This is a genomic window from Frigoribacterium sp. ACAM 257 (assembly GCF_007954365.1).
GTDB lineage: Bacteria > Actinomycetota > Actinomycetes > Actinomycetales > Microbacteriaceae > Frigoribacterium.
In genome coordinates this window covers 153,895-173,327 of sequence record NZ_VOLO01000004.1, presented here as the reverse complement: position 1 = coordinate 173,327, position 19,433 = coordinate 153,895, and the positions used below count along the sequence as shown (strand labels likewise).

The 19,433-nt window shown below is 72.9% G+C and carries 14 protein-coding genes; 8 read left to right on the top strand and 6 right to left on the bottom strand.

The window, feature by feature from the left end; translation table 11 throughout:
- The 6 genes from kdpA to ES689_RS12905 all read left to right on the top strand — a co-directional run bounded on the left by kdpA (window position 1) and on the right by ES689_RS12905 (window position 10,338).
- Window positions 1-1,677, top strand: a complete 1,677-nt coding sequence (gene kdpA / locus ES689_RS12930; protein ID WP_146905328.1) for a potassium-transporting ATPase subunit KdpA — start codon at window positions 1-3, stop codon at window positions 1,675-1,677.
- A gap of 2 nt (window positions 1,678-1,679) precedes the next feature.
- On the top strand, window positions 1,680-3,902 hold the full coding sequence (gene kdpB, locus ES689_RS12925) for a potassium-transporting ATPase subunit KdpB (RefSeq protein ID WP_146905325.1): 2,223 nt from the start codon (window positions 1,680-1,682) through the stop codon (window positions 3,900-3,902).
- A gap of 101 nt (window positions 3,903-4,003) precedes the next feature.
- The gene (gene kdpC / locus ES689_RS12920; RefSeq protein WP_146905322.1) at window positions 4,004-4,609 is read left to right on the top strand and encodes a K(+)-transporting ATPase subunit C; all 606 of its coding nucleotides are present in this window, start codon (window positions 4,004-4,006) and stop codon (window positions 4,607-4,609) included.
- 130 nt (window positions 4,610-4,739) lie between these two features.
- On the top strand, window positions 4,740-7,262 hold the full coding sequence (locus tag ES689_RS12915; protein ID WP_146905319.1) for an ATP-binding protein: 2,523 nt from the start codon (window positions 4,740-4,742) through the stop codon (window positions 7,260-7,262).
- A gap of 196 nt (window positions 7,263-7,458) precedes the next feature.
- Window positions 7,459-8,154, top strand: a complete 696-nt coding sequence (locus tag ES689_RS12910) for a response regulator (protein ID WP_146905316.1) — start codon at window positions 7,459-7,461, stop codon at window positions 8,152-8,154.
- 198 nt (window positions 8,155-8,352) lie between these two features.
- Complete coding sequence (locus tag ES689_RS12905; protein ID WP_370512378.1) at window positions 8,353-10,338, top strand: APC family permease; 1,986 nt, start codon at window positions 8,353-8,355, stop codon at window positions 10,336-10,338.
- Window positions 10,339-10,434: 96 nt separating this feature from the next.
- On the opposite strand, the gene ES689_RS12900 is transcribed toward ES689_RS12905, so the two are convergent.
- Window positions 10,435-11,484, bottom strand: a complete 1,050-nt coding sequence (locus ES689_RS12900; protein WP_146905313.1) for a hypothetical protein — start codon at window positions 11,482-11,484, stop codon at window positions 10,435-10,437.
- Between the two features lie 292 nt (window positions 11,485-11,776).
- On the opposite strand from ES689_RS12900, the gene glgX reads away from it, so the two are divergent.
- On the top strand, window positions 11,777-13,840 hold the full coding sequence (gene glgX / locus ES689_RS12895) for a glycogen debranching protein GlgX (RefSeq protein ID WP_146905311.1): 2,064 nt from the start codon (window positions 11,777-11,779) through the stop codon (window positions 13,838-13,840).
- A gap of 167 nt (window positions 13,841-14,007) precedes the next feature.
- Here glgX and ES689_RS12890 read toward each other — a convergent pair whose 3' ends face one another.
- A complete protein-coding gene (locus ES689_RS12890; protein WP_146905308.1) occupies window positions 14,008-14,283 on the bottom strand; it encodes a hypothetical protein in 276 nt (91 codons plus the stop codon).
- Between the two features lie 175 nt (window positions 14,284-14,458).
- Window positions 14,459-15,361: an aminodeoxychorismate lyase gene (locus ES689_RS12885; RefSeq protein ID WP_146905304.1), complete on the bottom strand. Its 903-nt coding sequence runs from the start codon at window positions 15,359-15,361 to the stop codon at window positions 14,459-14,461.
- Window positions 15,362-15,940: 579 nt separating this feature from the next.
- On the opposite strand from ES689_RS12885, the gene ES689_RS12880 reads away from it, so the two are divergent.
- The gene (locus ES689_RS12880) at window positions 15,941-16,621 is read left to right on the top strand and encodes an HAD-IA family hydrolase (RefSeq protein WP_146905301.1); all 681 of its coding nucleotides are present in this window, start codon (window positions 15,941-15,943) and stop codon (window positions 16,619-16,621) included.
- A 41-nt stretch (window positions 16,622-16,662) separates the two neighbouring features.
- On the opposite strand, the gene ES689_RS12875 is transcribed toward ES689_RS12880, so the two are convergent.
- From ES689_RS12875 to ES689_RS12865, 3 genes are all read right to left on the bottom strand, one after another.
- Window positions 16,663-17,679, bottom strand: a complete 1,017-nt coding sequence (locus ES689_RS12875; protein ID WP_146905297.1) for an NAD-dependent epimerase/dehydratase family protein — start codon at window positions 17,677-17,679, stop codon at window positions 16,663-16,665.
- Window positions 17,680-17,892: 213 nt separating this feature from the next.
- Entirely contained in the window at window positions 17,893-18,819 is a 927-nt protein-coding gene (locus ES689_RS12870) for a metallophosphoesterase (RefSeq protein ID WP_146905294.1), read from the bottom strand.
- Window positions 18,820-18,885: 66 nt separating this feature from the next.
- Window positions 18,886-19,302 (bottom strand): hypothetical protein, encoded by a 417-nt coding sequence (locus ES689_RS12865; protein WP_146905291.1) that lies wholly within the window; start codon window positions 19,300-19,302, stop codon window positions 18,886-18,888.
- Window positions 19,303-19,433: the final 131 nt, after the last annotated feature.

The window sequence follows — 19,433 nt, the reverse complement described above, 5'->3', positions numbered from 1 at the left end:
GTGAACGACACCCTCGCGGGCCTCCTCCAGATCGCCACCGTCGTGCTGGTGCTCGTGGTGCTGCACCGGCCGCTCGGCGACCACATGGCGCGCACCTTCACGAGCACCCGCGACCTCGCGGGCGAGCGACTGCTCTACCGCGTCATCGGGGTCGACAGCTCGTCCGAGCAGACCTGGCGGGCGTACCTCCGCGGCGTCCTGGCCTTCTCGGTCGTGGGCCTCGTCCTCCTCTACGTGCTGCAGCGCACGCAGGCGCTGCTGCCCGCCTCCCTCGGCCTGCCCGCCGTGCCGCCCGACCTCGCGTTCAACACCGCCGTGAGCTTCGTCACGAACACGAACTGGCAGTCGTACTCGCCCGAGCTGACGATGGGCTACGCCGTGCAGCTCGCCGGCCTCGCCGTGCAGAACTTCGTCTCGGCGGCCGTCGGGATCGCCGTCGCCGTCGCGCTGATCCGCGGCCTCGCCCGGGCCCGCAGTGGCACCCTCGGCAACTTCTGGGTCGACCTGACCCGCTCGGTGACGCGCATCCTGCTGCCGCTGGCGGTCGTCGCGGCGTTCGTGCTGCTGGCCGGCGGCGTCGTGCAGTCCTTCGTCGCGCCCGAGACGGTCACGACGCTGACCGGCGGCTCGGCGGTCATCCCGGGCGGGCCGGTGGCCTCGCAGGAGGCGATCAAGCTGCTGGGCACGAACGGCGGCGGGTTCTTCAACGTCAACAGCGCGCACCCCTTCGAGAACCCGACCGCCTGGACCAACCTGTTCCAGGTCGTGCTGATGCTCGTCATCCCGTTCTCGCTTCCCCGCACCTTCGGCCGGATGGTCGGCTCGGCCCGCGAGGGCAGGGCGATCGCCGCCGTCATGACGACCATCGCCGTCGTCTCGCTCACCGCGATGACCTGGGCGGAGGTCCGGGGCGCCGGCACGGCTCCGCAGCTCGCCGGGGGCGCCATGGAAGGCAAGGAGGTGCGGTTCGGCGTCTGGGGATCGACCCTGTTCGGCTCGACCTCGACGCTCACCTCGACGGGTGCCGTCGACTCGATGCACGACTCGTACACGGCGCTCGGCGGCATGGTCGCCATGATCAACATGATGCTCGGCGAGATCGCCCCCGGCGGGGTCGGCTCGGGGCTCTACGGGATCCTCGTGCTCGCCGTCATCACCGTGTTCGTCGCGGGGCTGCTCGTCGGCCGGACGCCCGAGTACCTCGGCAAGGCGATCGGGCCGCGCGAGATCAAGCTCGCGAGCCTGTACATCCTCGTCACCCCGACCCTCGTGCTCACCGGCACGGCGCTGAGCTTCGCGATCCCCGCGGTGCGCGCCGACGTCGAGGGCACGTCGATCTGGAACCCCGGGCTGCACGGCTTCAGCGAGGTGCTCTACGCGTTCACCTCGGCCGCGAACAACAACGGCTCGGCCTTCGCCGGGCTCACGGCGAACACGCCCTGGTTCACCACGGCCCTCGGCGTCGCGATGCTGCTCGGCCGGTTCGTGCCGATCGTGCTCGTGCTCGCCCTCGCCGGCTCGTTCGCCGCCCAGGGGAAGGCGCCCGCGACCGCGGGCACCCTGCCCACCCACCGCCCGCAGTTCGTGGGCCTCCTCACCGGCGTCTCCGTGATCGTGACGGCGCTGACCTACTTCCCCGTGCTCGCACTGGGGCCGCTCGCCGAAGGGCTGAACTGACCATGGCCACCTCCACCGACTCGCCGACCGACTCGCCGACCGACACCCACCAGGAGGCGGACGGCGCGACCGGATCGGGCTCCGGCACCTCGCGCGGCGGCAGCGCCTTCGGCGTCTCCCAGCTGGCCGCGGCCCTGCCCGGCGCCCTGCGCAAGCTCGACCCCCGCCTGATGTGGCGGAACCCCGTCATGTTCATCGTCGAGGTGGGCGCGGCGTACACGACCGTGCTCGCCGTCGCGGGCCTCGTCACGGGTCCGCAGACCTCCGGCGGCTCCGCCGTGCCCGGCTCGTTCACCTGGGCGATCGCGCTCTGGCTCTGGGCGACGGTCGTCTTCGCGAACCTCGCGGAGTCCGTGGCCGAGGGGCGCGGCAAGGCGCAGGCCGAGACGCTCCGGGCGACCCGGACCAGCACGACGGCGCGACGCGTCGCCTCGTGGGACGAGACCGGCGACCCCTCGGCCGAGCGCGCCTCCTCGGAGGACGTGTCGTCGGCCGACCTCGTGCTCGGCGACGTGGTCGTGGTCGTGGCCGGCGAGGTCGTGCCGGGCGACGGCGACGTCGTCTGGGGCATCGCGAGCGTCGACGAGTCGGCGATCACGGGCGAGTCGGCCCCGGTGATCCGCGAGTCGGGCGGCGACCGCAGCGCCGTCACGGGCGGCACGCGCGTGCTGTCCGACCGCGTCGTCGTGCGCATCACCAGCAAGCCCGGCGAGACCTTCGTCGACCGGATGATCCGGCTCGTCGAGGGCGCCTCGCGACAGCGGACGCCGAACGAGATCGCGCTCAACATCCTGCTCGCGAGCCTGTCGGTCGTGTTCGTCGTCGTGACCCTGACGCTGAACCCGATCGCCGCCTACAGCGACGCGTCGGTGAGCATCCCGGTTCTGATCGCGCTGCTGGTCTGCCTCATCCCCACGACGATCGGCGCCCTGCTCAGCGCCATCGGCATCGCCGGCATGGACCGCCTGGTGCAGCGCAACGTCCTCGCGATGTCGGGCCGGGCCGTCGAGGCCGCGGGCGACGTGACGACCCTGTTGCTCGACAAGACCGGCACCATCACCTACGGCAACCGCCGCGCCTCGGAGTTCGCCCCTCTGGACGGCGTCGCCCCGGCCGAGCTGGTCGACGCCGCGGCCACCGCGTCGCTCAGCGACCCCACCCCGGAGGGGCGCTCGATCGTCGACCTCGCCCTCACCACCGGCTGGGACGAGGAGGGCGCGCCCGGCTCGTCGGGCTCCTCCGGCGACGTCGTCGTCGTGCCGTTCACCGCCCAGACCCGCATGAGCGGCCTCGACCTGCCCGACGGGAGCGTCGTGCGGAAGGGGGCCGCCGCCTCCGTCGTCGCCTGGGCCGAGGAGGCGCGGGCCCTGCCCGCAGACCGGCGCGAGCAGCTGCGCGGCCTGGTGGACGCCGTGTCGGAGGCGGGCGGCACGCCGCTGGTCGTCGCCGTCGCGGACGCGGGCTCGGGCGACGCCTCGGGAGAGCGCCGCGTGCTGGGCGTCGTCCACCTCAAGGACGTCGTCAAGGACGGCCTGCGCGAGCGCTTCGCCGAGCTGCGCACGATGGGGATCCGCACCGTGATGATCACGGGCGACAACCCGCTGACCGCCAAGGCGATCGCGGCCGAGGCCGGCGTCGACGACTACCTCGCCGAGGCCACCCCGGAGGACAAGCTCGCGCTGATCCGCCGCGAGCAGGAGGGCGGCGCGCTCGTCGCCATGACCGGCGACGGCACCAACGACGCCCCGGCGCTCGCGCAGGCCGACGTCGGCGTCGCGATGAACACCGGCACCTCGGCCGCGAAGGAGGCCGGCAACATGGTCGACCTCGACAGCGACCCGACGAAGCTGATCGACATCGTGCGGATCGGCAAGCAGCTGCTGATCACGCGCGGCGCCCTGACGACGTTCTCGATCGCGAACGACGTCGCCAAGTACTTCGCGATCATCCCGGCCATGTTCGCCGGGGTGTTCCCGGGGCTCGGGGTGCTGAACGTGATGCAGCTGAGCTCGCCGGCCTCCGCGATCCTCTCGGCGATCGTCTTCAACGCGCTCGTCATCGTCGTGCTCATCCCGCTGGCGCTGCGGGGCGTCGCGTACCGCGCGGCCTCGGCCTCGCAGGTGCTCAGCCGCAACCTGCTGGTCTACGGGGTCGGCGGCGTCGTCGCGCCGTTCGTCGGGATCAAGCTGATCGACCTCGTGGTCGCGCTGATCCCGGGGTATTGAACGGACGCTGCCTGAGCGGGCGCTGCCTGCTCCTGCCCGGCCCGCGCCTCCTGCGCCACCGCCTCCTGCACCGCACCTGCACCACCAGAAGAAGGAATCCCATGGACACCCGCTCGACGCTTCGCCAGTACGGCACGGCACTCCGCGCGATGATCGTCGCGACCGTCGTGCTCGGCCTCGGCTACACCCTGCTCGTCACCGGGGTCGGGCAGCTCGTGCTGCCGCACCAGGCGGACGGCTCCCGGCTCACGGTGGACGGCGAGGTGGTCGGTTCGTCCCTGCTCGGCCAGTCGTTCGTCGACGCGGACGGCGCCGCCCTGCCCGAGTGGTTCCAGTCGCGTCCCTCGGCGGCGGGCGACGGCTGGGACGCGGGAGCCTCGAGCGGCAGCAACCTGGGCCCGGAGAACCCCGACCTGGTCGCCGCGATCGAGGAGCGCCGCGCCGCCGTCGCCTCCCTCGACGGGGTGGACCCGGCGTCCGTGCCCGTCGACGCGCTGACCGCCTCGGCCTCCGGCCTCGACCCGGACATCTCGCCCGAGTGGGCCCGTCAGCAGGTCGAGCGCGTCGCCGCCGCGCGGTCGCTGCCCGTCGACGAGGTGCGCGCGCTCGTCGAGCAGCACGTGCACGGCCGCGAGCTCGGCTACCTGGGGGAGCCGACTGTCGACGTGCTCGAGCTGAACGCCGCGCTGGCGGGGCTGGGGTCGTGAGCGCGGCGGGCGCGGCTGGAGTGGCGGGCGCGGCGGGCGTGGCGGGCGCGGTCGTCGCCTCGCCCGTGTCGGCGGTCGCAGCCGGGTCGGCGGCCGCAGCCGTGTCGGCGGCTCGTGCGAAGCTGAGCGCATGACACGAGGTCGGCTGCGGGTGCTGCTCGGCGCCGCACCCGGCGTCGGCAAGACCTTCACGATGCTCGAAGAGGGCGCGAGGCTGCGCGACGAGGGCAAGGACGTCGTGGTGGCCGTCGTCGAGACCCACGGGCGGGCAGCGACCGCGGCTCGCCTCGGCGACCTCGAGGTGGTGCCGCGCGAGAGGCACGTGCACCGCGGGGTCGAGCTCGACGAGATGGACCTGGAGGCGGTGCTCGCCCGCGCCCCGCAGGTCGCCCTCGTCGACGAGCTCGCGCACAGCAACGCGCCGGGCTCGCGGCACGACAAGCGCTGGCGCGACGTGCAGGCCCTGCTCGACGCCGGCATCTCGGTGCTGTCGACCGTCAACGTGCAGCACGTCGAGTCGCTGGCCGACGTCGTCGAGCAGATCACCGGCGCGGCGCAGCACGAGACCGTGCCCGACGCGGTGCTGCGGGCCGCCGAGCAGATCGAGGTCGTCGACCTGGCGCCGCAGGCGCTCCGCGACCGGCTCGCGGCGGGCGACGTCTACCCCGCCGCCCGGGTCGACGCGGCGCTCTCGAACTACTTCCGGCTGGGCAACCTCACCGCCCTGCGCGAGCTCGCCCTGCTCTGGCTCGCCGACGAGGTCGACAGCGCCCTGCGCGCCTATCGCGTCGAGCACGGCATCGACGTCGCGTGGGAGGCGCGCGAGCGCGTGGTCGTGGCCCTCACCGGAGGCGCGGAGGGCGAGACGCTGATCCGTCGCGCCGCGCGCATCGCGGCCCGCAGCGCCGGGGGCGAGCTGATCGCCGTGCACGTCAGCACCCCCGACGGCCTCCGGCAGGGCGCGCCCGGCGCGCTCGCCGCCCAGCGCGCCCTCGTCGAGAAGCTCGGCGGCAGCTACCACCAGGTCGTGGGGTCGGACGTGCCGAGGGCGCTGGTCGACTTCGCCAAGGGGGCCGACGCCTCCCAGCTGGTGATCGGCGTCAGCCGCCGCGGCAGGCTCGGGTCGCTCGTCACGGGGCCCGGCATCGGCGCGACCGTGATCCGTGAGTCGGGCCAGCTCGACGTGCACATCGTCACGCACTCGGCCGCAGGTCGGGGCTGGTCGCTGCCCAAGCTCGGCGGGGCGCTCTCGCGCTCGCGGGTCGTCACGGGCTTCGTGCTCGCGGCCGTCGTCGGGCCGCTGCTCACCTGGCTGCTCGCGGGGCACCGCACCGAGGACGGCATCGCGGGCACCGTTCTGCTCTTCCAGCTGCTCGTCGTCGTCGTGGCGGTGACCGGCGGCGTCTGGCCGGCGCTCTTCGCCGCCCTGTTGTCCGGCGTCACGCTCGACCTCTTCTTCATCGCGCCCATCTACAGCGTCACGATCGCCGAGCCGCTGCACCTGCTCGCGCTCGTGCTGTACGTGCTCAACGCCGCCATCGTCAGCTGGGTCGTCGACCAGGCGGCCCGGCGCAGCCGCTCCGCGGCCCGCGCGCTCGCCGAGACCGAGCTGCTCGCGACCGTGTCGGGCAGCGTGCTGCGGGGGCAAGACGCGCTGCAGGCGCTCGTCGCCCGCACCCGCGAGGCGTTCGGGCTCACGCGGGTGCGTGTGCTGTCGGGAGACGAGGTGCTCGGCGACAGCGGCGACGCGGGTGTCGGCGACGTCTCGAGACTGCCCGCGGGGGAGCGCGGCGTGCTCGAGCTGACGGGCGAGCCGCTGCAGGCGGGCGACCGACGCCTCCTCGCCGTGGTCGCCGCCCAGGTCGAGGCGGCGCTCGAGCACTCGGCGCTGACCCGCACGGCCGGGCAGGTCGCACCGCTAGCCGAGGTGGACCGGATGCGCAGCGCCCTGCTCGCCGCCGTCGGGCACGACCTGCGCCGTCCGCTCGCCGCCGCGACCGCCTCCGTCAGCGGCCTGCGCCAGCCCGGCGTCGAGTGGAGCGACGCCGACCGCGACGAGCTGCTCGCCACCGCGTGGGAGAGCCTCGAGTCGCTCTCGACGCTCGTCACCAACCTGCTCGACGTCAGCCGCGTGCAGGCCGGGGCGCTCGCGGTCAGCGCGGCGGTGGTCGACGTCGACGACGTCGTGCTCGGGGCGCTCGACGAGCTCGGGCTGGGCCCGGCCGACGTCGAGCTGGCCCTGCGCGCGTCGGTGCCGCCCGTCGTCGCCGACGCCGTGCTGCTGCAGCGCGTCCTCGTCAACCTGCTCGACAACGCGCTGCGCCACTCGCCCGACGGCACCCTCGTGCGCATCTCGACCAGCGGCTTCGCCGGCCGGGTGGAGGTGCGGGTCGTCGACCGCGGGCCCGGCGTCCCGCCTGAGCGCCGAGACGAGATCACCGTCGCGTTCCAGCGGCTCGGCGACACCGACAACTCCACGGGGCTCGGGCTCGGGCTCGCGCTGAGCAAGGGCTTCACCGAGGCGATGGGCGGCACCCTCACGATGGACGACACCCCGGGCGGCGGCCTCACTGCCGTCGTCTCCCTGCCCGAGGCCCCTGCCCCTGCCCCTGCCCCTGCCCCGCCCCTCCTCATTCAGGAAGATCCGTCCTGATGCCCGCAGCGGGGGGACGATCCTTCCTGAACCGTGCAGCGATCAGGAACGAGTCGCGCGGCCTTCCTGAACTCCGGCATCTACGCCCGGCCGCAACCCCCGCAACCCCGGCTGCCGGCGCGGATCCTCGCGGGATCCCTACGTCGGGAGCGCGATCGGCGCCTCCTGCGGGCGGTACCGTCGTCGAGGAGGGCCCGTGAAGATCCTGATCGCCGATGACGACCCGCAGATCCTGCGGGCGCTCAAGGTGACCCTCGGCGCCCACGGCTACGAGATCCACACCGCGTCCGACGGCCGTGAGGCGCTCGACGTCGCCATGACGCAGCACCCCGACCTGGTCATGCTCGACCTCGGCATGCCCCGGCTCGACGGCGTCGAGGTGATCGCGGGCCTGCGCGGCTGGTCGACGGCGCCCGTGCTCGTCGTCTCCGGACGCACCGACGCCGCCGACAAGGTCGAGGCGCTCGACGCCGGCGCCGACGACTACGTGACGAAGCCGTTCGCGATGGAGGAGCTGCTCGCGCGGATCCGAGCGCTCACCCGCCGCCTCGCTCCCGGCGACGACGACGCGCCCGTGGTCGAGTTCGGCGACGTGCGGGTCGACCTGTCGGCCACGACGGTGACGCGCGCCGGCGAGCTCGTACGCCTCACGCCGACCGAGTGGCGCGTGCTCGAGCTGCTGCTGCAGAGCCCCGGCAAGCTCGTCACCCGCGAGACCCTGCTGACGCAGGTGTGGGGGGCGTTCCACTCGAAGGACACGGGCTACCTCCGCCTCTACTTCGCGCAGCTGCGCAAGAAGCTCGAGCCGGTGCCGGCCGAGCCGCGCTACCTCGTCACCGAGCTGGGCATGGGCTACCGCTTCGTACCGGACGGAGGCGCCGACAAGCCCTGAGGACCTGCTCGCGATCCCCTCGGCGATCGCCGCCTGGACACCCGCCGTGCGCACGCTCGGGGCCCGCTGCACGCGCTCGAAGTCCTCACGACATCCTTACGGCCGACCGCCTCGCGCCGGGTCGCGGCGGGCATAGCGTTGCTTCGTCGTGCCGCTCCGGCCCGATGAGCTACGAGCGACGAGCGACAAGAGGTCACCGTGTCCACGACGTCCGAGCAGCGCGACGCCGACGCGCTGGAACCGGCGCCCTCCCGCACGTCGGGATCGCGCCTCCGTGGCTGGCTGCTGGGCGGCCTCTCCGAGAACAGCGGTGCCCACCAGGGCCCACACGCCACCACCGTCGAGAAGACGCACTCGTGGTGGCGCGTCATGTGCCTCACCGGCGTCGACTACTTCTCGACCCTCGGCTACCAGCCGGCGATCGCCGCCGTCGCGGCCGGCCTGCTCTCGCCGCTGGCGACGATCGTGCTCGTGCTGCTCACCCTCTTCGGCGCGCTTCCCGTCTACCGCCGCGTGGCCCGCGAGAGCCCCCGCGGCGAAGGTTCCATCGCGATGCTCGAGCGCCTGCTGCCGTGGTGGGGCGGCAAGGTCTTCGTGCTCGTGCTGCTCGGCTTCGCCGCCACCGACTTCATGATCACCATCACCCTCTCGGCGGCCGACGCCACCGCGCACGCGGTCGAGAACCCCTTCGCGCCGACCTGGTTCCACGGGGCCGAGGTGCCGATCACGCTGTTCTTGGTGGCCCTGCTGGCCGCCGTGTTCCTCCGGGGGTTCAAGGAGGCGATCGGCATCGCCGTCGTCCTGGTCGGCGTGTTCCTGGCGCTCAACCTCGTCGTGATCGCCGTGGCGCTCGCCCACGTCGCCGAGAACCCGGTCGTCATCGGCAACTGGTGGCAGGCGCTGACGGTGCAGCACGGCAACCCGCTCGTCATGGTGGGCATCGCGCTGATCGTGTTCCCCAAGCTCGCACTCGGCCTGTCCGGCTTCGAGACCGGCGTCGCCGTCATGCCGCAGATCACCGGCGACGAGAGCGACACCCCGCAGCAGCCCGTCGGCCGCATCCGGGGCGCGCGTCGCCTGCTCACGTCGGCCGCGATCATCATGAGCTCGTTCCTCATCCTGTCCAGCTTCGTGACGACGCTGCTGATCCCGCAGGAGGAGTTCCAGTCAGGAGGCGGGGCGAACGGCCGTGCCCTCGCCTACCTCGCGCACGCCTACCTCGGCAACGGGTTCGGCACCCTCTACGACGTCGCGACCATCTGCATCCTCTGGTTCGCCGGCGCCTCCGCGATGGCGGGACTGCTGAACATCGTGCCCCGCTACCTGCCGCGCTACGGCATGGCGCCGCAGTGGGCGCGGGCCGTGCGGCCGCTCGTGCTCGTCTTCACGGCGATCGCCTTCGTCATCACGATCGTGTTCGACGCCGACGTGGACGCCCAGGGCGGGGCGTACGCGACGGGAGTGCTCGTGCTCATCACCAGCGCCTCCGTGGCGGTGACCCTGTCGGCCCGCCGGGCGCGTCAGCGCAAGCGGACCGTCGCCTTCGGCGTCATCGCGGTCGTCTTCGTCTACACGACCGTCGTCAACGTGGTCGAGCGGCCCGACGGCGTCCGCATCGCCGCGATCTTCATCGTGGGCATCATGGCCGTGTCGTTGATCTCGCGGGTGCGGCGGTCGTTCCAGCTGCGCGCGACGTCGATCTCGTTCGACGACACGTCGCTCGGCTACGTGCGTGAGGACGCCGACGAGTACGGCTCGATCCGCATCATCGCGCACGAGCCCGGTCGCGAGGTCGCCGAGATCTACAAGAAGAAGCTGAGCGCGGAGCGCAAGTACAGCGGCATCCCGCAGCGCTCGCCCGTGATCTTCCTCGAGGTGCACCCCGGCGACTCGTCCGACTTCGAGGAGGACCTCGAGGTCACCGGCTGCGTCGTGCACGGCTATCGCGTGCTGCGCGTGACGAGCGGTGCCGTGCCCAACACCATCGCCTCGGTGCTTCTCGCCGTGCGCGACGAGACCGGGGTCGTGCCCGACGTCTACTTCGAGTGGACCGAGGGCAGCCCGCTGTCGAACATGGGGCGGTTCCTGGTGACGGGGGCCGGCGAGGTGGCGCCCGTGACGCGCGAGGTGCTGCGGCAGGCGGAGCCGCACCGCTCGCGCCGCCCCGACGTGCACGTCAGCTAGCCGCTGCCCGCCCCCTGCCCCTGCCCCTGCGCCCGCTTGTCTGACGCGTTCCGGACAAAGTGCCGCGCTCTAGCGCGTCATCTCGTCCGGAACGCATCACCCCGGCAGGTCGGCACGCGCGAACCGGGCGGCTGCGAGGCGCGAGGCCGTTCGCACGCGGCGGGGATCGACGGCGACATGTGCTGCGCGGAGCAGTTCTGCCAGCCGCGCGGGGTGGACGACGTCCAGGAGATCGAAGTGCACGATCGTGCGCACCTCGCCTGACCGCAGCAGTTCCCGGTCGCGTGCCTTCATCTGACGGAGTGCCTCGGCGGTCGATCGTCCAGCGAGCATCTTCCCGTCGACGAGCTTCTCCATGCCGTCGAACTCGAGCAGCGCGCCGTCGTCGGGCAGGTGCATGTCGCCCCTCCCCGCGAACCGGCCGTGAACCGTGACGACCTTCTGCAGGACGGGTGCCTCGACGCCGAGTTCGTGCAGCGCGATCCGGGCCAGGGACTCGCCGCCGTTCTCCGCCCACGGGGACGCGAACTCGATCACGCGTGCTGCCGCGCTCCCCCCTCGGCGGTCACCGGGGCCGACCGCGGCGAGAAGGGCGGCTCGGACCCGGGCGAGCCGTTCGTCGACTTGGGGCCCGGCAGCGTGCCGACCTCGGAGGACGATGCGCCGGAGGACCGCGTCGGCACAGAGGACGGCGTCTCCGAACGAAGCGGACTTGGCCACGTCGACGACGGTGCGCGAGAGGGACGTCGACGGAACGCCCGCGACGTCGACCACGTCGCGGGCGGCGAGCTCGCCCGGACGCACGTGGACGAGACGAGCGCGGCGGGCCTCGGCGCGGAGAGGATCGACGAGCTGCACGACCTCGCCGAACGCGCGGTGGACGCGCGGCAGGTCGTGGACGGCGACGGCCGAGTCGTGCGACGCCACGAGCCGAGCAGGATGTCCTGCCAGCGCGGCACGGACGGTGACGACGTGACGGCCACGGTCGTCGAGAGCTGTCCAGGCAGCCGCGGCGACGTACACGCCTCGGCGCACACGATGGATGTCGCCCCGTTCGTGGCCTCGTCTCAGCGCTCGCGCCTCCTTCGCGTCACCGTAGGTCGCCGCGAAGCTCAGCAGGACGCGGAACGGGTCAGGTGCGGTCATCTGCCGAGTGTCGTTCTCCAGGAGGACGCCCGTGTCGCAGGAGGCTGCTGCCGGGGAGAGGCGACCGGTGACGGCTGCTGGGGAGGAATCGCCTTCGGGATGTCTTCCGGACAAGATGACGCGCTGTAGCGCGGCACTTTGTCCGGACGGAGTCAAGAAGGGCGGGGCGCACGAGCGGGCAGGGCAGGGCAGGGCGGGGCAGGGCGAGGCGGGCAGGGCGAGCAGCGGCGGGGTACAGCCGGAGCGGCGCTCAGCTTGGCCCCCGCAGCCGCGCAGCCTGTATGTCTGGTGCATGACCGCTTCTCGCTCCCTGCCCTACCCCCTCGGCGTCACGCCCCTCGAGGGCGGCGGCGCCCACGTCGCCGTGTACTCCGAGACCGCCGACAAGATCTGGTTCTGCCTGTTCGACGACGCGGACGACGGCACCTCGGGCACCGAGACCCGCCACGAGCTCACCGAGCGCACCGGCCACGTGTTCCACACCGTCGTCGAGGAGGCGCGGGTCGGCTCCCTCTACGGCCTGCGTGTCGCAGGCCCCTGGGACCCTGCCGCCGGCCTCCGCCACAACGTGAACAAGCTCCTGCTCGACCCCTACGCCACCGCGCTCGACGGCCGCTTCGACTGGGGCCAGGCCGTCTTCGGCCACGACATGAACGAGCCCGAGACCATGGACGAGACCGACTCCGCGTCGGCCATGCCGCGCAACGTGATCGCCGACCGCGACTTCGACTGGGGCTCCGACGAGCGCCCGCTCACCGCCCTCGAGGACACGGTCGTGTACGAGGTGCACGTCAAGGGCTTCACGCAGGCGCACCCGGACGTGCCCGAGGAGATCCGCGGCACCTACGCGGGCCTCGCGCACCCGGCCGCGATCAAGTACTTCACCGACCTCGGCGTCACCGCCGTCGAGCTGCTCCCCACGCACCAGTTCGTGCAGGACAGCCACCTCGAGGAGAAGGGCCTCCGCAACTACTGGGGCTACAACTCCATCGGCTTCTTCGCGCCGCACGACGAGTACGCCTCGGAGGCGGCAGGCACGCGAGGCGGCCAGGTCGCCGAGTTCAAGGCCATGGTCAAGGCCTTCCACGAGGCCGGCCTCGAGGTGTGGATGGACGTCGTCTACAACCACACGGCCGAGGGCAACCACATGGGCCCGACGATCTCGTTCAAGGGCATCGACAACGCGTCGTACTACCGCCTGGTCGAGGGCGAGGAGTCGGCGTACTTCGACACCACCGGCACGGGCAACAGCCTGAACGTCAGCCACCCGGCCGCGCTCGGCCTGATCATGGACAGCCTCCGCTACTGGGTCACCGAGATGCACGTCGACGGCTTCCGCTTCGACCTGGCGACGACGCTGACGCGTCAGGGCGGCGAGGCCAGCGAGCACAGCGCGTTCCTCACGCTGATCCACCAGGACCCGGTGCTGCAGAGCGTCAAGATGATCGCCGAGCCGTGGGACACCGCCGGCTACCAGGTCGGCGGCTTCCCGGCCGACTGGTCGGAGTGGAACGGCAAGTTCCGCGACGACGTCCGCGAGTTCTGGAACGGCGAGCCCGGCGTCCTCTCGACCTTCTCCGACCGCGTGCTCGGCAGCCCCGACGTCTACGAGGACTCGCGCCGCTCGCCCCTCTCGAGCGTCAACTTCGTCACCGCGCACGACGGCTTCACCCTGGCCGACCTGACGATGTACGCCGAGAAGCACAACGACGCCAACGGCGAGGACAACGCCGACGGCGAGAGCGACAACAAGTCGTTCAACGGCGGCGTCGAGGGCCCGACCGACGACGGCGCCGTCAACGAGTACCGCGACCGCCAGCGCCGCAACTTCCTCGGGACGCTGCTGATCAGCGCGGGCGTGCCGATGATCCTCGGCGGCGACGAGATCGCTCGCAGCCAGGGCGGCAACAACAACGCGTACTGCCAGGACAGCGAGATCTCGTGGTTCGACTGGGAGCGCGCCGACCGCGAGCTGCTCGCCTTCACGACCGAGCTGATCACCCTGCGTCGCGAGAACCCGGCGCTGCGCCCCGACTGGTTCCGCTACGCGCCCGAGGTCGAGAGCGACGACCACGTGCAGGTGCGCCGCGCCGACGACCACTCGTTCTCGACGGGCGACTGGCAGCAGGGCGAGAACAAGGCCATCACGTTCGTGCTGACGCACAAGGACGCCGACGCCTTCGCCTACCTGACCAACGGCTCGACGAGCGTCGTCGAGTTCCAGGTGCCCGAGGCGCCGCACGGCGAGTGGGAGCTCGCGAGCTCGAGCGATCCCGACCAGCAGGTCGAGGGGCCGGTGACGACCCTGCTCGTGCGCGACGCGAGCTTCACGCTGCTCCGCAGCCGCGCCTCCTAGGCGGGATCGGGCGGGAGCTGACCCGAGGAGGCGTGCGTCGCCTCCTCGGGTCGGGTCACGTCTGTCCCGCGAACGCGAACGCGCACGCGAACACGAACGAGGACAGGAACGCCCGAGGGCGGGCACCGTGCGGTGCCCGCCCTCGGGCGTGTGATCGGTCGGCGCCGTCAGGCCGTCGCGAGCCGACGCGAATGCTCGACGAAGAAGTCGGCGTAGGACGGGCCGGCGGCGACGACGGGCACACGGGGCGCCCGCGCGGTGCGGCGGCGCTTCGGGTACACCGAGATGTGGACCGGCGCGACGCTCGACTCACGTCGGTAGAAGCTGTCGCTGGTGACGTCGACCCGGGAGCGGACGTGCTGGACGAGCTGTTCCGGGTCGAGGGCCGCGAGCTGGCGGGCCGACACGGAGCGGAGGGGGGACGGTGAGGTTCCTGCGGACATGTTCGGCTCATTCCCGGCGCCCTGCGAACGCCTGATCGAACTGCGGATGATGGCTGCGCCGCCGTGAATCGGCACACCTCAACCATCGCAGTCGACCCCGGAAGTGTCTAGCTCACCTAACTACTGTTCGCGTCGCGGATACCCGCACTACCACGTGAGCCGCGCTCACGACCGGTCAGACGCGCCGGTCGACGAGCGCATCGGCCAGCTGTCGGGTGACCTCGACGTCGATCGCCACCGGCTCGCCGTCGAGCGACGAGAGGGGCGCGACCAGCCGACCGCTCGAGACGAGCCACAGGGCGTCGGCCCGGCGCACCTCGTCCATCGGCAGCAGCACCTCGGCGACCTCGTGCCCGAGCGAGCGCAGCACCTCGAAGGCGGCGGCCTGGGTCGTGCCCTCGAGGATCCCCTGGTCGGTGCGCGGCGTGACGTAGACGCCGTCGAGGCGCGCGATCAGCGACGCGGACGGCCCCTCGAGCGCGTAGCCGTCGCTGCTGACGAAGAGCACGTCGTCGGCGCCCCGGCGCGCGGCCTCGCGCAGCACGCTCTTGTTGACGGCGTACGACAGCGTCTTGGCGCCCTGCAGCAGCCACGGCGACGTCTGCGCCACGTCGTGCCGGTAGCCGCGGTCGAGCGAGACGACGCGGATGCCGTGCACGCGCTCGGCGTCGTGGTCGGGCATCAGCTCGGTGCGCACCCAGGCGGTCGGCGAGCCGTCGCCGCCCTCGACGCCCCGCGTCACGACGAGCTTCTGCAGGAGGAGCGGCGCGGGCTCGTGCAGCCTGGCCGACTCGAGGCAGGCGGCCCGGATCACGTCGAGGTCGAGCTCGGGCAGGTCGAGCAGGGCAGCCGAGCGGGCGAGCCGGGCGAGGTGCGGCTCGAGCGCCTGGACCCGGCCGTGCGAGACGCCGAGCCCCTCGAAGATGCCGTCGCCGCGGGTGACGCCGAGGTCGGTCACGTGGATCGTGTGCTCGGACGGCTCGACGACCCGCCAGCCCGTCTCGCCCTGGGCGAGCGGGGGTCCGCCCGCGGCGGCACGGTCGATGATCACGAGCACGGGAGGCGGAGCGGTGGTCATGGGTGCGACGCTAGCAGCGCGCCGCCTCACGGTGACAGTCGCTAGTCGGACTAGTGAGACCGTCTAGCAAAATAGGATGTTGACCAGGGATTTTCGGCAGAGTCAACCCCTGTCGGCGCGGCGCCTCCGCTCGTAGGCTGGGCGGTGCCCGCCTCGAGCAGGCACGTGGCTCTCCGCACTGTCGGAGCTTCACGCAGGGACGACCGCTGCGGAGGGTCACGAGGGGCGGGGCGTCACGAGGCGCAGGGCGTCACGAGGCTGATCCTCCGAGGAGGGGCCGCGCCCCTCGAGCGAGGAGCGCGACCCGGATGCCGCTCCGCGAGCGTGAGCTTCACGGGCAGGGAACGCTCGCGGTGAGCGACATCCTGTGGGACCGGCGAGGCCCCGACCTGACAAGGCTACGCGTTCCGTCGAGTCCCCCGGAAGGGGGCCAGCGGACGCGCACGGCATGCACAGGCTGCACGGAGCAGTGCGGCAGAGCCCGTACCCCGGCGAGGTCCCCCGTCCTGCCCACGACCGTGCCGACCAGCACATGCCGTCGACGGCCGTTCCGCCAGGGTCGTGCGACAGACTGGCGCCATGAGCGATGAGCAGCCCCGCACGCAGCCCCGCACGACCCTGAGCGCCCGGGCCGTCGTCTTCGACATGGACGGGACGCTCGTCGACTCCACCGCTCTCGTCGAGCGCATCTGGACCGAGTGGTGCGGCCCCCTCGGCCTGCACCCGGGCGAGGTGCTCTCGTTCGCGCACGGTCGACAGACCGCGGACACGGTCAGGCGGTTCCTGCCCGAGCTGGACGAGGAGGCGGTGCTCCGGCACGTCGACGCGTTGCTGTCGGTCGAGGGCGAGGCCCCCGACGGCGTGGTGGAGATCCCCGGCGCGGCCGACTTCGTGGCCGCCCTGCCCGCCTCGCTCGTGGCGCTCGTGACGAGCGCCCCCGGCGGCATCGCGCGCACCCGCACCGCGGTCGCGGGGGTCGGGCTGCCCGCGGTCGTGCTCGCCTCGGAGGACGTGCCCGTCGGCAAGCCCGCTCCCGACGGCTACCTCCGGGCGGCCGAGCTGCTGGGCGTGGAGCCGAGCGACGTCGTGGTGTTCGAGGACGCGGAGGCGGGACTGCAGGCCGCACGCGCCTCCGGGGCTCAGGTCGTGGTCGTGGGCGACCACGACGGGCCCGCCGCTGCAGGCCTGCCGCGCATCAGGGACTACGTCGGCGCCACCGTCGAGGTCGGCGACGACGGGGTGCTGACGCTCGTGCTCTGAGGCGGTCCTGTCGCTCGCCGGTGAGCGGTCCCGGTCGGCTGCTAGCCGCTGAGCGGGTGCGAGCCGGGGTGCGAGTCGCGTCGGCCGACCGCGCGGGCGAAGGCACGCAGCGTCTCGCCCGAGGAGTGCCTCGGCACCCAGCCGAGCTGCTCGCGCGCGGCGTCGGTCGACATGACGGGCACCTTGGCGGCGATGTCGAGCCAGCCGGGCTCCGTCGGCTGCAGGCGCAGCAGCCACGTCACGAGCGCCGCCGCCCGCATCACGCGATACGGCACGGGCAGCAGCCGCGTGCCGAACGCCTCGGCCACCATGTGCGGGTCGACGATCGGCTCGGCCGCGAGGTTGAAGGCCCCGCCGACCCGGCGGTCGATCGCGCGCCAGAAGGCGTCGGCGACGTCGTCGGCGTGCACGACCTGCGACACGAAGCGCGGGGCGAGGGGGAGGAACGGGAGGCGGTGGTGCTGCATCCACCGGGTCGGCACCCACCGGCCGAGGAACAGCCCGATGATCTCGCTGGCGGCGGCGGGCTGGAACACCAGCCCGGGACGCATGCGCGTGAGGACGACGTCGGGGTGCGTGGCGGCCCACGCGTCCATCAGCCGCTCGTTGACCGACTTGTGCTTGGAGTAGCTCGAGCGCCGGACGCCCTTCGTCTTGTGCGACTCCGAGACGCGACGCGTCTTGGAGCCGCGGCTGTAGGCGCCGACGGACGACGCGACGAGCACGTGGGGCACCCCGGCCAGCGCGACGGCGTCGAGCACGTGGCGGGTCCCGACGACGTTGGTGCGCCACATGGCGTCGCGGTCGTGGCTCGGCTGCAGCGCCCAGCCGAGGTGCACGACGGCGTCGGCCCCGACGAAGGCACGGGCGAGCCGGTCGCGCGAGGCGTCCTCGCCGACGTCGATGGTGAACCACTGGACGTCGCCGTACGGCGGCGAGGCCGTGCGGGGCGCACGACGGGCGATGCCGACCAGCTCGGTGACGTCGGCTTCGGACTGGAGCCGCGACAACAGGGCCGTGCCCAGGTTGCCGGTGGCTCCGACGACGACCACGCGCATGCTGCGGTCTCCCTCGCATAGCTCTCGGACAGATGTGGACGAACCGGCCCCGCCCACGCGGACCCGACGTCCCCTCGACCCTACGCGGCGCTCCTGGGCCGACGCCCGCCACGCGGCGTCGAGTGGTCACGAACGGCTGCTCCCGCACGCGGGAAGGACCGTTCGTGACCACTCGACGCCGTCGCGACGATCAAGGGAGGGGGGAGGAAGGGATCAGGCGGGTGACGGGGCAGGGGCGCCGGCCGCGGCGGCGATCGCGCGCACCGCCTCCTCGTCGAGGACGAAGACCTCGTCGCCGTCGCGGTCGTCGTGGGCCCGGACGGGCGTCGAGCGCACCGAGCCGTCGAGCAGCAGGTCGACGACCAGGAACCCCGAGCCGCGCACGGCCCGCTCGGTGCCGTGCGGTGCGCAGACGTCGGTCTCGTTCGCGACGGCGGGGGCGACCAGCACGGGCACTCCGGCCAGCGACCCGACGATGTGCCGGTGGTAGTGGCCAGCGAGGACGACGCGGACGTCGGTCCCCTCGATCGCCGCGGCCAGCGCCTCCGGGGCCTGCAGCGCCAGCGACTGGTGCAGCGTCGTGGGCGCGGGGAGGGGCGGGTGGTGCAGCACGACCACGGTGCCGCGCGGGGCCGGCTCGGCGAGCAGGTCGCGGAGGCGGTCGAGCTGCTCGGGCCGGAGCAGCCCGTAGCCGGCCCGCGGCACCGCGGTGTCGAGGGTGACGACGCGCCAGCCGTCGACGAGCGAGACGCCGTCGACGGGCTGGGCGGGGTCGTGCTCGTGCTGCGCGTCGCCGGGGTGCGTGTCCTGGCCGAGGTGGCCGTCGCCGAGCACCTCCGCGAAGCCCGCGTGCAGGTCGTGGTTGCCGGGCGCGAGCACGACGTCGACCTGCTCGTCCCGGCGCGCGGCCCAGGCCTCGAGCCGGTCGCGCAGCAGGGCGTAGGAGGCGGTGCTCCCGTCGTCCGACAGGTCGCCCGAGCCGACGAGCAGCCGGGCCGCCTCGACCCGGGCCGCCTCGGCGAGGACCAGGTCGAGCGCGGCGAGGGTGTCGACGGAGCCCTGGTGCAGGCTCCCGTCGCCGCTCAGGTGGGAGTCGCTCAGGTGGACGAGGCGCAGGGCTCCCGGCGGCAGGGCGAACATGCGCCGACCCTACCGGCAGCTGCCGCGCCTCCTTCGCCGCCGCTGCCGCGCGGGGCGGCGGCGGGTCTAGGCCAGGAACTGCTCGACGGGCCCGAGGCGAGCGTCGAGCTTCGCGCCGAGCTCGGCGAACATCGCGGTGACCGCCTCCCACTGCTCGTGCGAGGGGTTCTGCGGCTCGACGTAGAGGCCGTAGAAGCGGCGCCCGAGCGCGAGCGTCTCGAGCAGCACCGTCTCGGTGTCGTCGAGGAACTGCGTGCCGTCCTTGTTCAGGTCGGAGGGGGTGACGTTCAGCCCGGTCAGGGTCCGGAAGCCGTTCGCCGTGAGCGCCTTCGCGGTCGCCGAGCGCGAGAGTCGCGGCAGGCGTTCGCGGCCGCCGCGCGGGTCGCCGTGGATCGTGCTCGCCTCGAGGCGGGCCCGCACGTGCGCGAACACGAGCTCCGGCTCGAGCACGGGGTGGGTGCCCGGGGGCGGAGGGGTGGACATGTGCCCACTGTGGCAGGGCCGGCGGCGCACGGTCAGGCCCAGTTCGGGGCCGACCCGGTCAGGGGTGGTGCCGCCTCCTCGACGCTGGCATCATGCGGGGAGGCAGCGCGGTCGCCGGCCCTCGCCGCCGC